Source organism: Ktedonobacter racemifer DSM 44963 (genome assembly GCF_000178855.1).
Taxonomy (GTDB): Bacteria; Chloroflexota; Ktedonobacteria; order Ktedonobacterales; family Ktedonobacteraceae; genus Ktedonobacter; species Ktedonobacter racemifer.
On the sequence record NZ_ADVG01000003.1, the window covers coordinates 2,600,382 to 2,613,826 of the forward strand.

General features: G+C 54.8%; 14 protein-coding genes. 6 read left to right on the top strand and 8 right to left on the bottom strand.

Annotation, left to right across the window (positions count from 1 at the left end; all coding sequences use genetic code 11):
* Positions 1 to 20: 20 nt before the first annotated feature.
* The gene (locus tag KRAC_RS40590; protein ID WP_007917416.1) at positions 21 to 896 is read left to right on the top strand and encodes an ABC transporter ATP-binding protein; all 876 of its coding nucleotides are present in this window, start codon (positions 21 to 23) and stop codon (positions 894 to 896) included.
* 511 nt (positions 897 to 1,407) lie between these two features.
* Here KRAC_RS40590 and KRAC_RS40600 read toward each other — a convergent pair.
* Positions 1,408 to 3,873, bottom strand: coding sequence for a PAS domain-containing sensor histidine kinase (locus tag KRAC_RS40600; protein WP_007917417.1), 2,466 nt, complete (start codon positions 3,871 to 3,873; stop codon positions 1,408 to 1,410).
* Between the two features lie 154 nt (positions 3,874 to 4,027).
* On the opposite strand from KRAC_RS40600, the gene KRAC_RS40605 reads away from it, so the two are divergent.
* The gene (locus tag KRAC_RS40605; protein WP_040445807.1) at positions 4,028 to 4,306 is read left to right on the top strand and encodes a hypothetical protein; all 279 of its coding nucleotides are present in this window, start codon (positions 4,028 to 4,030) and stop codon (positions 4,304 to 4,306) included.
* A gap of 561 nt (positions 4,307 to 4,867) precedes the next feature.
* Here the strand turns inward: KRAC_RS40605 and KRAC_RS40610 are convergent.
* Positions 4,868 to 5,302, bottom strand: coding sequence for a winged helix-turn-helix transcriptional regulator (locus KRAC_RS40610; RefSeq protein WP_007917419.1), 435 nt, complete (start codon positions 5,300 to 5,302; stop codon positions 4,868 to 4,870).
* 149 nt (positions 5,303 to 5,451) lie between these two features.
* On the opposite strand from KRAC_RS40610, the gene KRAC_RS40615 reads away from it, so the two are divergent.
* The 4 genes from KRAC_RS40615 to KRAC_RS40625 all read left to right on the top strand — a co-directional run bounded on the left by KRAC_RS40615 (position 5,452) and on the right by KRAC_RS40625 (position 8,942).
* Entirely contained in the window at positions 5,452 to 6,375 is a 924-nt protein-coding gene (locus tag KRAC_RS40615) for a zinc-binding dehydrogenase (protein ID WP_007917420.1), read from the top strand.
* A 516-nt stretch (positions 6,376 to 6,891) separates the two neighbouring features.
* Complete coding sequence (locus KRAC_RS40620; protein WP_007917421.1) at positions 6,892 to 7,422, top strand: hypothetical protein; 531 nt, start codon at positions 6,892 to 6,894, stop codon at positions 7,420 to 7,422.
* Between the two features lie 95 nt (positions 7,423 to 7,517).
* Positions 7,518 to 7,661, top strand: a complete 144-nt coding sequence (locus KRAC_RS72380; protein WP_007917423.1) for a hypothetical protein — start codon at positions 7,518 to 7,520, stop codon at positions 7,659 to 7,661.
* Positions 7,662 to 8,078: 417 nt separating this feature from the next.
* Positions 8,079 to 8,942 carry a phosphotransferase family protein gene (locus tag KRAC_RS40625; RefSeq protein WP_007917428.1) on the top strand — a complete coding sequence of 288 codons (864 nt, stop codon included), beginning with the start codon at positions 8,079 to 8,081 and terminating at the stop codon, positions 8,940 to 8,942.
* A gap of 879 nt (positions 8,943 to 9,821) precedes the next feature.
* On the opposite strand, the gene KRAC_RS63485 is transcribed toward KRAC_RS40625, so the two are convergent.
* The 6 genes from KRAC_RS63485 to KRAC_RS40655 all read right to left on the bottom strand — a co-directional run bounded on the left by KRAC_RS63485 (position 9,822) and on the right by KRAC_RS40655 (position 13,411).
* Positions 9,822 to 10,313: a DoxX family protein gene (locus tag KRAC_RS63485; protein WP_007917430.1), complete on the bottom strand. Its 492-nt coding sequence runs from the start codon at positions 10,311 to 10,313 to the stop codon at positions 9,822 to 9,824.
* 330 nt (positions 10,314 to 10,643) lie between these two features.
* Complete coding sequence (locus KRAC_RS40635) at positions 10,644 to 11,012, bottom strand: hypothetical protein (RefSeq protein WP_007917431.1); 369 nt, start codon at positions 11,010 to 11,012, stop codon at positions 10,644 to 10,646.
* A 41-nt stretch (positions 11,013 to 11,053) separates the two neighbouring features.
* On the bottom strand, positions 11,054 to 11,824 hold the full coding sequence (locus tag KRAC_RS40640) for a class I SAM-dependent methyltransferase (RefSeq protein WP_007917432.1): 771 nt from the start codon (positions 11,822 to 11,824) through the stop codon (positions 11,054 to 11,056).
* Positions 11,825 to 12,150: 326 nt separating this feature from the next.
* Complete coding sequence (locus tag KRAC_RS40645) at positions 12,151 to 12,537, bottom strand: PPOX class F420-dependent oxidoreductase (RefSeq protein ID WP_007917433.1); 387 nt, start codon at positions 12,535 to 12,537, stop codon at positions 12,151 to 12,153.
* Entirely contained in the window at positions 12,534 to 12,872 is a 339-nt protein-coding gene (locus KRAC_RS40650; RefSeq protein ID WP_007917434.1) for a YciI family protein, read from the bottom strand. The genes KRAC_RS40645 and KRAC_RS40650 overlap by 4 nt, the downstream gene beginning before the upstream one ends.
* Positions 12,860 to 13,411 carry a TetR/AcrR family transcriptional regulator gene (locus KRAC_RS40655; RefSeq protein WP_007913613.1) on the bottom strand — a complete coding sequence of 184 codons (552 nt, stop codon included), beginning with the start codon at positions 13,409 to 13,411 and terminating at the stop codon, positions 12,860 to 12,862. The genes KRAC_RS40650 and KRAC_RS40655 overlap by 13 nt, the downstream gene beginning before the upstream one ends.
* Positions 13,412 to 13,445 lie beyond the last annotated feature (34 nt).

A 13,445-nucleotide genomic window follows, 5' to 3' on the forward strand; every position in this document is an offset into this window, starting at 1 on the left:
AAAAGAAAGAGAGAACCAAGATGGAATTAACCATTGAACGCCTGAGCAAACGCTACAAACAGCAGTGGGCACTACATCAGCTGTCGCTGCGGCTCTCGCCGGGAATGCTGGGGCTGGTGGGACCCAACGGCGCAGGCAAGACGAGCTTGATGCGCATGATCGCGACCCTGCTGGAACCGACCGAGGGAACCATCCGCTGGAATGGGCAGGACATTCGCACCCACGGCCAGGCATTCCGGCAAGTGCTGGGTTATCTGCCCCAGGATTTTGGTGTCTATCCCGAGTTCACCGGACGCCAGTTCCTGCGCTACCTGGCCGCAATGAAAGGACACCCCTCTAAGCTTCTCAAGCAGCGCGTTGATGAGGTAGTAGAGATGGTGAATCTCGAGCAGGAGGCTGACCACAAGCTGCCTACCTATTCCGGCGGCATGAAGCAGCGCATCGGCATCGCCCAGGCCCTGCTCAACGATCCCGAACTCCTGATTGTTGATGAGCCAACCGCCGGTCTCGACCCCGCCGAACGCGTGCGCTTTCGCACCCTGCTCGCCAGTCTGACCCACAATCGCATCATTATCTTGAGTACGCATATCATCAGTGATGTGGAAGCCGCAGCCAGCCGTCTGCTGCTTCTCCAGGAGGGGCGTATACTAACCGATGCAACGCCTTCTGCGTTGTTGGCAAGAGCCGCAGGATCGGTCTGGAGTGTGACCGTCGATCAGGCTGCCGCCTTGCAGTTGCAAACGACCTATCAAGTGAGCGCGATGGTCAACCAGATGAGCGGTGTCACGCTACGCATTGTCAGTGCCATACGCCCGCATGGAGCTGCTATCCTCGTTGACCCGACCTTGGAAGAGGCGTATCTGATGGCCACAGGCAGGCAAGCCGCCCAGGTCTAACTGGCGGCAGGACATCGCGTCAGGAGCAACCTGTTTCGCCTTTCTTCTCTTTCCCAGGTTTTGGCGAGGAAACGGGTTGCCCCTTGAAAGACAGATGATCTATCGCCCCTCTTCACCTTATCTACAACTGTAGGACTAAGCAAAAGAGGGAAGAGGTAGCATGGAAAGTAATTGACGGAAAAATGGGTGCTTGCAGGCCTCTTTGAGTACCAGCGCCGGAGGAAAAGGCGCTTTGCCTGACGAAATGAAGGGCTTCCACCCAACACCGACGTGTATCCTGGTCTCCAGCACATCTCGAAATCCTTTTTTAGCTCCTTGTACAGCTATTGCGGTTCGCTTAGCGGGAAAAACACCGGGGAAAAATGTCGGGACCCCCTCTTGCTTCAGATGGCATATCACGAGCGACATTATCCGCAGGAATCTCGTCCGTGACGGCGATGCAATCCGTGCTGAAACAGCTTCCGCCGCCATCATCGGCTCAGATGACACGCGTAGTGCGCGCGTCATCTGCTCAGGCATCCCTCTTGCGGGGTAGGGTCACGGTAAAGGTCGATCCTTTTCCGACTTCACTGTCCACCGTGATGGTTCCCCTGTGACGCTTGACGATCTCCGCCACAATGTAGAGCCCCATGCCTAGGCCGTGTATCGCCTTCTGCTTCGGATCGGTGACCCGATAGAACCGGTCAAAAATCTTGTCGCACTGCTCTCGTGGGATGCCCAGGCCATGGTCACGCACCTGGATGGTGACCGCATCTTCGGAGGCACTCAGATCCATCTCAACCGTCTTGGCGTCCGGAGAATACTTGATCGCATTACTGATCAGATTGATGAAGACCTGTCCGAGCCGATCGCGATCCCCGATCAGGCTGGTTTCCACGATGCCACGCACCACGATGCGATGGCTCGGACTGGTCTGCTGCATGGTCTCGGTGATCTCCCGCAGCAACGCATCCAGATTGACTGTCTCCTGAAGGTACTCCAGCCTGCCCGCCTGGATCTTGGAGACATCCAATAACTCGTCCACCAATCGGGTGACTTTGTTGATCTGGCCCTCCATATTGGAGAGGGCCGGAGCCGAAGCCGGGATGCCTTGCTTTGCCAGTTGCCGGTGCAGCAGGGCGGTCTGCAGTTTCAAGGCGGTGAGCGGGGTCTTGAGTTCATGGCTGGCCATACTGATAAAGGCATCCTTGCGTTGCTCCAGTTCCTTGCGGGCCGAATTATCCAGCACAAAGCTGATGGTCTGGCGCGGACGCTCCTGGAAGATGACGCTTCCCACCAACACCGGCAGGCGACTGCCGTCTTTACAGATCACCTCGGTTTCAAGGGGCGTATGCTGCCCGCGTGCGTTGACCTCCTGGATCGCACGCTCAAAGAAAGACGCATGTTCCGGGGGAGTGATCTTCACCCGGTTCAGCGTTTTGCTCCGCATATCCTCCTGGGTATAGCCGGTCAGGTGAAGAAACGCCTCATTGGCTTCCACCAGCACTTCCTCCTCTCCCTCGACAGAAACAATCCCGATAATATTGGAGTCGATGAGGGCGCGAATGCGCTCCTGGCTTTGGCGCAAGGCTTCCTCAATGCGCTTCTGGTCCTCAATATCGGTGTTGGTGCCAAACCACCTCACGATCTGGCCCGTTTCATCGCGCACCGGCGTACCGCGGGCTAAAAACCAGCGATACTCTCCCGTTTGGCCATTTCTGAGACGACATTCGCTCTCAAAGGGTTCACCTGTTTCGAGTGTCTGATGCCGAAGAGCCAGAATACCTTCAGCCTCCTCAGGATGCAAGAACTGACGCCATCCATGGCCTTGGAGTTGCTCAAAAGCGGCATGCGTATACTCACAATAGCGCTGATTACAGTAGTCAAGACGGTTATCTGCTCGCGTCGTCCACACCAACTGTGGGACCGTTTCGGCCAGCACGCGCAAGTTCTCCTCGCTTTCTTTGAGCTGCTGCTCGGCCCGTTTTTGCTCCTCAATGTCGGTACAGGTGCCAAACCATTTGATGACCTGGCCGGTTTCATCGCACACCGGCATACCGCGAGTTAAGAACCAGCGATAGCAGCCCGTCTGGCCCTCTCGGAGACGAAACTCGACCTCATAGGGGATGCCCGTGCGGAACGCGTGATCGAGAGTAACCCGTTCGCGCTCCTTATCATCTGGGTGCAAAAGGTAATGCCATCCATGACCAAGCAGTTGCTCCCGCGTGGTCTGGCCATAGTCACAAGCCCGTTGATTTACGTAGTCAACCCAGCTATCGGGTTGCACTCTCCACACCAACTGTGGGACCGTTTCGGCCAGAGTCTGCCAGTTCTCCTCGCTTTCTTTGAGCCGCTGTTCTGTCCGTTTCTGCTCGTCGATATCGGTGCACGTGCCAAACCACTTGACGAGCTGGCCTGCTTCATCATATACCGGCATGGCGCGCGTTAAGAACCAGCGATACGTTCCCGTCTGGCTATTTCTGAGGCGCTCTTCGTGCTCATACATTTCTCCCGTGTCCTGAGCATGCTGCCGGTGAGCTCGTGCGCCTTCACGATCGTCGGGATGGATGAATTGAAGATAAGCCCATCGGTCGCTTTGTGTTTGCTCAACCGTGAACCCGATGTAGTCACGCCAGCGCTGGTTCGTGTACTCGTTCTGGTTGTTGGGTCGTGCCACCATCACCAACTGTGGCAGCGTTTCGGCCAGCACCCGCCAGTTCTCCTCGCTGGCTTTGAGCTGCTGTTCAGCCTGTTTCCGGTCCTCGATGTCGGTACAAGTGCCAAACCAGTGCAGGATCGTCCCCTGGTTATCTTTGCGTGGCATGCCGCGGGCTAAGAACCAGCGATAGGCTCCGGTTCTCCCCTGCTGCATGCGATACTCCACTTCATAGAGCGTCTGGGTGCGAATGGCGGTCTGCCACGCCTCCAGGGTGCGTTGTCGGTCAGCAGGATGCAGACACGCGATCCACCTGTCTCCTTGTAATTGTTCGGGGGTCATGGTGGGGTAGTGTTGCAAAAAATTTTAAGCTCATCAAAATGATACGCATTCGAAAATCGTATCGATGTAATAAATGCAAAAGGTGCACATCTTTTATCAAAAAAGGTTTCTTCTACCGCAAATCTAACCCTTATTTTGATGAGCTTAAAATTTTTTGCAACGCTACCCAAAGAGTGTCGATATTCCGGCAGAAATTAAAGTGTGGCGACAAGCGCATCCCACCGCCGCCTTTGTCGAAATCGAAGAGGAAGTCCATACGCGCCTGATGGAACTGGAAGCGCACGTCTTGCAAGATGCAGCCTTGGCAAGCGAGCGTCGAGCATGGGACCGATCAATGGACACTCCTGCTCCATTGTGCCCCACCTGCGCCGTTCCATTGCAAGCACGAGGCAAGCGAGAGCGGACGTTGCACAGCAATGGAGGCCAGAGGTGACCTTGAGCCGCACCTACAGCATCTGCCTCAGATGTGGGTCCAGTCTTTTTCCCCTCAATGAAGAGCTCGTACTGCTGCCAGGTCACCTGGTACCTCGACAACAAAAACACCTGACCCATTTGGCATGCTTCATGCCCTTCGAGAAAGCTGCTTAGAAGCTTGAAACCCTCCTGGGAGTGCGAGCGACCAAGGAGGCTACCCGTTGTCTAACCGAGCGCATGGGAAGCTTGCATGGAAGCGACCGACGCTGCTGATAATGATACCCCCTCCTTTTCTCTAGCCACCGATCAGCCTGCCCCCAAACGATGCGTCATGAGTACCGATTGAGCCATGATTTTTCTGATCCAATAAGCAGGGGAGCGAAGTGCGTACCCTAGGCATCGGAGAACCTCATGTGGGACCCGGTTCCGATGGTGAACCGCAGATCCATGTGGGGTACCTCTTGTATGTGTCTCATCTCTGCGATGCCTTCACCTTTCTCCAATACGTATCGGGGAGATCCAACAGCGCAAATTTCTGGAGGTGATGGGAGTCTGTAGCGTCACGACGGGAAAATCGCCATTAGTGTTGCTCTCTCTGCTGCACCAACGAAGCTACCTGCTCTTGAACAGAGATATGTTCAGTTTGATCGTGCTTAACGCGAGCCTCTTTGACCTCGTCTAAATGCTCTTCTGCCCAAATGCGTAAAGCGGTGATTGGCTCAATTAATGTCTGACCCAGCGTTGTCAGAGAGTACTCCACGCGAGGCGGGACAACTGGATAGACCACGCGTTGTACCAGCCCATTGCGCTCCATGTCACGAAGCGTCTGCGAAAGCATCTTTTTAGAGATACCATCGATTTGCGTGAGTAACTGGCTAAAGCGCTTTGTGCCACCTTCTAGTGCATAAATGACTAGGGCCGTCCACTGGTCTGCAATGAGGTGGAGCACCTGCCGCGAGGTGCAGGTAGCTAAAAAGATATTTGATTGTGGCTGCTTCTTGTTGCTGGTAACCATAGAGTTACTCTACCACTTTTTAGTTACTTCTTACAAGCTAGAAGGCTATCAGTTATAGTACACATAGCATCGGTGAAGAGAAACGATACCGTTGAAAAAGACTCCATCATCGATAACATGAACTTAATAAAAAAGAGAAGGGAAAACCTATGTTTGCTATTGTGAATACGCCCAAAGGGGTCGCGCCGCTTGAAATACGTGAGGTGGCCGAGCCGAAGGCGGCTTCCAATGAAGTGATAGTGGAAGTTCGAGCCTTTTCATTGAACCGGGGAGAACTGGCTTTGCTTGCTATGCGTCCTGAAGGATGGCGACCCGGCCAGGATATTGCAGGCATTGTTGTTCAGCGAGCCGCCGATGGCAGTGGGCCGGATGTCGGGACGCGTGTGGTAGGAATGGCAGAGCAAGAGGGATGGGCGCAGCGTGTCGCTGTGGCGACAGATCGTCTGACCACCTTGCCAGAAAATATCAGCTTCGCACAGGCCGCCGCTCTGCCAATGGCTGGCCATACGGCACTCCGTATCCTCCGTTTTAGCGACCCTCTGGAAGGCAAGCGGGTACTGATTACGGGGGCCGCTGGCGGTGTCGGCCATTTCGCTGTTCAGATTGCCGCACTGGGTGGGGCGGAGGTGACAGGCGTGGTTGGGCGCCCTGAACGCGCGACTGGCTTACGCGAACTTGGGGCAAGCGATGTAGTGACACAGGTAGAACAGGCTAGAGGCCCCTTTGACCTGATTTTAGAGTCGGTGGGTGGCGCTTCTCTGACTGCCGCTCTCGGCCTGGTGGCCCCTCATGGAACGGTTGTCGTGTTCGGCAACTCTTCGGGAGAGGATACTCCCTTCAACCTGTACAACCTGTTTGGGCATGAAGGGGTGCGTCTGCAAACCTTCTTCTCGTTCAATCCTGGCACCTCAACATCCTTGAGTACAGACCTTGCCCAACTGGTGGCTCTTGTGGAGGCAGGCAAACTGACAGTACCACTTGGCCTGGAGCGTGATTGGAGTGAACTGGCTCTGGCACTGCCCGCGCTGCAAAGTCGGCAGGTGCTGGGTAAAGCGACCTTCCATGTTCGATAAGGAGGGGCCATGCGGCTCTGGTAACCTGAACGGCAGCACCAGTGACAGTAACGGAACCTGCCACTGGTGCCGTATCTCTGCACAACAGGCGAGGGCTATGATAGTCCTACCGGCTTGAGCACATCGAACAGCGCTGGAGCCTTCTAGCAAGCCACCGATGGATAGACGTGTCTGAGATACCCAAGTCACGGGCCACTTGCGCAATCAATTTTCCACTCGTTTGCGCAAATTGACCTTGACCCGTTTTCGTGGAGCTTGAGCGCTGCAATTAGGTGTTGAAGCACAACAAGGAAATTGTCAAGTCCCTGTGAGCCGGCCAAAAAGAACTCATCAAATTCAGGACAAAATGTTTCCCTCCCTTGCGCTTGAGAACAAGTCTGAACTGCCTGAGAATGCCTACCAGTCAGGGTGGGGGGTCTTTCACGGGTAGGTTTTTAAGCTGAACAAGCGAAGGGACGTGGCTCTCTGATAGGATGAAGAACCCTTCAACAACTTCATTCTCTCAGGAGGAGAACCATGTCCCATACAGAGACCATAGCATATTGGCAAAGAGAAATCAGCGGGCATATGCCCCATCTGAGTCGTCCACAGGCAGCCGTTTTGGCCTTATGGAGTTATGGCATGGTCTTGAGCAAATCCAGTGGGATCACCACCATTGTCAGTTTCCTTGCCAAAGTGCTTGCCTGTCCCAAAAACACCCTGCGGCAACGGCTGCGAGAATGGTGTTATGACGCCAAGGATAAAGCGGGCAGGAAGCGAGCGGAACTGGATCTGGAAGCTTGTTTTGCGCCATTACTGGGCTGGATTGTGAGTTGCTGGGCCTCGCAAGAGCATCAGCTCGCCCTGGCACTGGATGCGACCACATTATCAAGTCGCTTCACGGTCCTGGCAATCAGCGTGCAATATCGAGGCTGTGCCATCCCAGTAGCCTGGTACGTGATGCCAGCCCATCAAAAGGGGGCATGGCGTCCACAGTGGGAAGCGTTACTGCAGGCCATCGCCCCAAGCATTCCTAGTGCAGACTCAAAAAAGCTCTTGTTTAAGTAGTTCCGCCTGTTCACACAACCGAGAAATTTTTGGCAATGAAGTCTATGCCCCACCTTGGAAGGCGATGATCAGCACTTGACACAGAGCAACTTCGCATGGTAGTCTCTATCCAGGCACACTATCAAGAGATCGAAGAGCAAGGAAATATCATGAAGCAGAGTGTACTCCTCCAACAGACATCTGTTGTCAACGTCATCGCTCATTCTCCCGCTGCAAACGCGCTGCATGGGGCGCAATAGCGAGAGAAGAGTGAGAGAAGAGACTACCATGCGAGAGAGGCATAACCATCTGAGACCGTGATGGTATGACTTATCTTTCTGCTCCGATACTCTTACCCGTTTTTTCCCTTCTCCGGTAACACAGCATATCTTTTCCGCACTGCGCATCCTTCCCTACACAGGTATTCAGACCTGAATTACCTCTACCATTTGCGTGCGCGAAAGGATTGATATGCTTCATCGTTGTCAAAAGTGTCTGGCACTTTTCCGCCAGCGCTTTCTTCTCATTAATCGCAGCTACACAGTATTGTGGGTAGGAAGCACTATCTCGTTCATCGGTGACATTCTTTTTATGACTGTCCTCACTTTATGGATTGGAACGCTCCTTCATAACCAGAGCTATGCACCACTGGCCACTAGTGGTAACGGAGGGCAACGATGAAGACATCAGAAGTTCCGCGTGCGGTGGCGGCGGGTATGTCCACGGCATCAGCGCTTGGCCTGAGGGTCGATGACGCAGTTGTTGTTCACGACTCGAATCGCATCGCTGTGCGCCTACTGCCTTGTGACGTTCTTGCTCGGGTAGCCTATGTAGCGCATCAGGCGGGCGCCAAGTTCGAGGTTGAGGTCGCTCGGCGGCTCGCCCAAACCGATAGTCCGGTGGCTGAGCCTGAGCCTCGCGTGGAGCCGCGCGTCTACGTGCGTGGCGACTTCGCGGTCACGCTGTGGAAATACTACGAGCCTGTGCCGTCTCGTGACATCGCACCATCCGAGTATGCGCAGGTTCTGGAGCGGCTGCATGCCGGCATGCGGCAGATCGATGTGACTGCGCCGCACTTCACGGATCGAATCGCCCAGGCGCAGTCGCTGGTTGGCAACCGCGCCCACACTCCGGAGCTTCCTGACACAGAGCGGGAGCTTCTCAGCAAGACTTTGCGAAACCTGAGGCGCGCCGTCGAAGGGCGTGGCGCCGGTGAGCAGTTGCTGCACGGCGAGCCGCATCCGGGCAACTTGCTCAGGACGAAGAGAGGGCTGCTCTTTGTAGACCTCGAGACATGCTGCCGCGGACCTGTCGAGTTCGACATCGCGCATGCGCCCCAAGAAGTCAGTGAGTACTACCCGGCAGCCAATCAAGACCTGCTTCGCGATTGTCGGATCCTCGTGCTCGCGATGATCGCAACGTGGCGCTGGGATCGAGACGACCAACTCCCGAACGGGCGCCAACTGGGCGCAGAGTGGCTCAGCCAGATCCGAGCAGCGCTCGATCGCCACGACGCGGGCGGCTCGGACGGCGCCCAATAACCCCACCGCTGGAGAAATGCGAATGGGCAATCCCCCCAGTGGCGCCTGAAACCACAGCGCTGGGGCACCCCCGGTTCGGTGCAGGCCCAGGACTCCCGGACGTGCGACGAGCCCATCCCTTCCACACAGTCCGCGCCTGCGCCGCCAACTCCCTCCACCGAGAAAGGCTCCTTCCGCTCAGACCCCCGGGCTCCCCGAGCCCGGCCCGCACCAGTTCCCACCTCGATCTTGGACGTTCGTCATCATCTCGAGCAGCTGCTGATCGCTCCATCGCGCACTCCCTACCCCCGCAAAGAAGCTGGCAAGTAAAGGCCCTCGAGTATGAATGGACCGGATTACAACGCTAAGCGCTTAGCGTTGTAATCCGGTCCATTCATACTCGAGGGCCTATTTACACTCTTTTTGCTGATACCCTAGATGTGAAGCGGTTTGCCCAAGTAGTTTTGTGCCAGTGCTCATATGGGAGGGCAAGTGCTAACGTCGGAGGGCAAAACCTGCTCACTTCGGATGTCATTTACCATCTTGCGCATCTAGACGTAGAATCAAGGAGCGAGCCTTTTCGTTTCTTGCGCGCCGAGACGGAGATACGCACAAGAATGCGCGTTTGCGAATGATACCAAATCCGGTTAAACCCTGATCATTAAACACCTCAAACACTCTGCTCTTTTTATCATAAAAGAAAGATCAGGACTCCTGAGAAAAAGCTCAACTGTCTATGTCAAAATCGTTCGTTTGATGAGAAATGGCCTACCAATGCGAAACACCAGATTGCATGGAGCCTCAGAGCGGCCTTCCTGATGCGCCGTCAAGCTCAAGAGTTGGCTTGCATCAGGCTATGGATTACCCATGATCGTAGGTGTCCCAGCCGCCTGAGCACTCTTATCGTAAGCTTCCGTCCCGAAAATTTCGTCGGCCATCAGATGAATCCGTCAACAGGCGTACCCAGCAGCCATAGCCGACGAAAGCCAGGAGAAGCCCCGTCACCACTGGGATCGCCGTCGGCGCAAAGCCATAGAAGAATGGTATGAAGATCATCGCGCCAATCATTTCAATGAGCAGTCCAATGGCGGCTAGTGGTGTCAGAATGGGGAGGATGCGCAGGGACATAGGCAAGATTAGGCCAAGTCCCCCGAGCATCTCAGTGATGCCGGTGAAGGAGACCAACGGCTTTGGCAGTGGGGCGAGGAGCCATGCTAGCAGTGCTGCCCCTGGCAAAGAGTCCGGCGGGACCAGTTTGAGGAGGCCGCCGTACAGAAAGAAGAGGGCAAGCACTCCCTGCATCACCCGCAGGGTGGAGATCATGGCTGGCTTTTCCCACAGCGCGGAACTGCCCTTCCCGCTCGTCTGTTGATAGCTCGATGCATGTTTCATGGCTCTTTTCCTTTCCACTATATGGTGCAAAAATGGTACAATTATTTGGCTTATAACAGGGAGTCACCTGTCCTCATCCAGTATGTCTCCATTCGCCTTTAGCAGCCAAAGACAACCGAAGCAAGGAAATCTGATTGCGTCAGAGAATTGTGCCATGCAGCAGAATTTGCCATCATTTCTTTGCCAAATGGATGGTTGTCTAGCGAAGTGGCGTCTCATCCTGGCAAAGCCCATTTCATCGTGCGTGATGGAATCCGGTCCATTCCTACGAGAAGCGGCCAAAAATACTTCTGAGCCTGGCCTCAGCCAACCGACCTGGCATTATATGGCTCAGGTTGCTCGCTCCTCTGGCAGGCTGTCTCCGGGGAAACCTCGACACGGATGAATTTCATAGACAAAAATGCCAGCATTGACACCAGGATGCTCGTCCATGATGGTTTTGACTTCTTCGACAGAAGCGTTAAAGATACCGATACCTTCTAGTTCACTGCCATCGCTCACCGGGCACACAATTGAGAGGAGCCCTTGAACACGCAGAGCATGAATTTCGCGTGCGTGTTCCCAGAGGATTTTTTCGGCACCATCCTGGTGGCGAGCTTCCCCAGCCTTGAGAATCATCAGGCTATAAGGCTTGGCGCGAGCGTGCATCTGCACTATATATTCATCGGTAATGATGGGTGTGGAATGATCTTCCAACATAGCTGTTTCCTCCTTCTGGTTAGGTCTCTTCATATCACCTGTTACTTGCGTTCATAGGCAAGTTGACGCATGCCCCATACGATCTCGCCTTCACCAATGGCATCGTTCGCCAGTGCGTGTAAATCCTGTTCTATTTGATCGATACTACCCCCATACTGTTGCTGGATGAAAGGATGGTGCTTCCACGATGGAAGATTCATAGAAAACATGGTTGCTGCCTGCGCTGTGGAAACAGGCACATGATAGACGTGACTCAGGCGGCGTTCGAGTCCATCATTTACCTGGTGTTGCTGAAGCCTCGGACCGATGTAGAGTTCGTTTGCTTGCTGTCTGAGCAGGGCAGCCTGGATCTCCAGATAGTGGCGCAAGAGCGGGTGTTCTGTCCGAATCCACTCGACTTCTTCCACCAGTAATAATCCCTGTGGCCGCAGTTGCGTCCCCCAGCGCTCAAGCACAGATAGCGGCTCCTGGAGGTGGGTCAGGAGCAGACGGCAGAAGATGAGATCGCATGGTCCAGTGGGAAAGGGAGTCTGGGTCACGTCATGATGAACAAACGAGAGATGCGCAGGTGCAATCATCCTTGCCAGGGAAAGAAAGTGCTCGGAACTATCGAGCCCAATGGCCTGGCTACACTGCGTGACCTCTGCCAGAAGGCGCGTGGTATGCCCCGGTCCACATCCCAGATCGATAACCATCTCTGGTGCTGTGTCAACCACGGTTTGCAGGAAGGGACGGCTTGAGAAGGCAAACACATCGGCAAGGAGACGTAATCTGTGGGCCGCTTTCTCTGTATCTTTAAAAAGGTAGGACATGAAATTCCTCCTTGAGGAACAGAAACATGTGGTATCTCCTTTGAATATTTGGACTGACTCCAACTGGGATTGTGGGATTCGCCAACGTGCTCAGAATTGATGGAGATCTCTCATAAGCCTGCAGAGATGCTTCGTAAGCCAACTGATGCTCTTAAATATTGCTTGTATCCCATCCGTTCAGTTCTAAAAGGTGGCCCTGTGCTCGATCATGGCTGGAAAAAGGACCATACGACGAAAGAGTCCTCCTTGTCTCAGAGTCTGGTAAAAATTGAGGCTCCTAGAGCAGAATCAACCAGCATATGGCAGGCGCTGCCTGGGTCGAGTGGTCAATTGGGCGTCAGCTCGATATGCACGGTCCGATAGCCTCTCAGCCGGTGGACAAGCGGAATAAGGAAACCATGCAGCACAGGATACTTGCGGGCAAGGGCGTGAGCAGCATGGAGCGCCTCACTCCCATCCAGCACCCGAGCGTGGGCATGGCTCGCAGGACCGGTGGGCTGACCGCGCCAGGTCGCCGGGGCGATCTCGACCACGGGGTTGTTGCGGATGCGCCTGAACTTCCATGTTTTGTCCCACGTACGGACGAAGGCGTGCTCCCCGTTGACGACGATATGCACCGGCGTACCCACCGAGGTGCCGTTGCGGCGATAGCTCGTGAGCAGGATTGTCTTCGGACGAACGAAGCGTTCGAGAGCCTGTGTTGGGTTCGTCATTGCAAGACCTCCCTCTCGCCCGATGGGCTCTTTCCTGATGGAGCACTTTGCGCTTGATACTGATTAAAGTAGGCATGCCAGAGATGCAGGTGCGGTTCAAAAACCCGCTCCAACACCGCGGGATCGTGTACGACGATCTCCCGCGCCTGCGCTTCGCTCGCGACATCGAGAATGCCCAGACCACCCTGATTGTCCAGAAAAGGACCGCCCAAAAGCAGCTTCCTGGCCATAAAAAACTGTTTCATATACCTGCCATGTTCACGATAAAAGGGTTGCTCAGACACCGTCTTCCCAGTCTGCCAGGCCGGGCCATGAGTATAGATCACGACAAACATTGCTGACTCTCCTTTGCAAACCACTGTTGGACAAGCTGATATAAAGCGCCCAGATCCTCGCCCTCAATGGGGGGAATGATATGCTGGCTGCCCACGTAGAGACTGTAGAGGACTCTGGCAAGAGACTTTGCGTACAGATGATCGGCCCTGGTGGCAAAGACCACCGCTTCCAGATACGCCAACCGCTGCTGATCGATGCGCTGTTGGTGAACGCGCACCTGTTCATCTTGTAAGGCCCAGGCGCGCAGAGCCACATCGAGCCGAGGAGGATGTAAGCTCGCTCGTATCACCCGTGCCAGCTTTTCTGGTGGTGAATCCTCCTGTTCTGCCCATTGGATAATACGAAGTGTTCCCTCTTCTTCCCAAAACTCCAGCAACCGCTGCTTAAAGTCCTGGGAATTGGCGAAGTGGTGGTAAAAGGACCCTTTGGTCACCCCAAGTCGACTGGTCAAGGACTCAATGGTGAGCGCTTCGGCTCCTGCCTCTTCAAGCAGGGCGAGTCCTTCCTCGAGCCATCTGCGTCTGCTGAGTTGCGCCATGACCGATTCCTCCCTTTGCTCAACACGTTTCTCT

Coding starts and splice junctions, on each gene's coding strand:
- KRAC_RS40590 (WP_007917416.1), top strand. CDS start 21: ATGGAATTAACCATTGAACGCCTGAGCAAACGCTACAAACAGCAGTGG.
- KRAC_RS40600 (WP_007917417.1), bottom strand. CDS start 3,873: ATGACCCCCGAACAATTACAAGGAGACAGGTGGATCGCGTGTCTGCAT.
- KRAC_RS40610 (WP_007917419.1), bottom strand. CDS start 5,302: ATGGTTACCAGCAACAAGAAGCAGCCACAATCAAATATCTTTTTAGCT.
- KRAC_RS40615 (WP_007917420.1), top strand. CDS start 5,452: ATGTTTGCTATTGTGAATACGCCCAAAGGGGTCGCGCCGCTTGAAATA.
- KRAC_RS40620 (WP_007917421.1), top strand. CDS start 6,892: ATGTCCCATACAGAGACCATAGCATATTGGCAAAGAGAAATCAGCGGG.
- KRAC_RS72380 (WP_007917423.1), top strand. CDS start 7,518: ATGGTAGTCTCTATCCAGGCACACTATCAAGAGATCGAAGAGCAAGGA.
- KRAC_RS40625 (WP_007917428.1), top strand. CDS start 8,079: ATGAAGACATCAGAAGTTCCGCGTGCGGTGGCGGCGGGTATGTCCACG.
- KRAC_RS63485 (WP_007917430.1), bottom strand. CDS start 10,313: ATGAAACATGCATCGAGCTATCAACAGACGAGCGGGAAGGGCAGTTCC.
- KRAC_RS40635 (WP_007917431.1), bottom strand. CDS start 11,012: ATGTTGGAAGATCATTCCACACCCATCATTACCGATGAATATATAGTG.
- KRAC_RS40640 (WP_007917432.1), bottom strand. CDS start 11,824: ATGTCCTACCTTTTTAAAGATACAGAGAAAGCGGCCCACAGATTACGT.
- KRAC_RS40645 (WP_007917433.1), bottom strand. CDS start 12,537: ATGACGAACCCAACACAGGCTCTCGAACGCTTCGTTCGTCCGAAGACA.
- KRAC_RS40650 (WP_007917434.1), bottom strand. CDS start 12,872: ATGTTTGTCGTGATCTATACTCATGGCCCGGCCTGGCAGACTGGGAAG.
- KRAC_RS40655 (WP_007913613.1), bottom strand. CDS start 13,411: ATGGCGCAACTCAGCAGACGCAGATGGCTCGAGGAAGGACTCGCCCTG.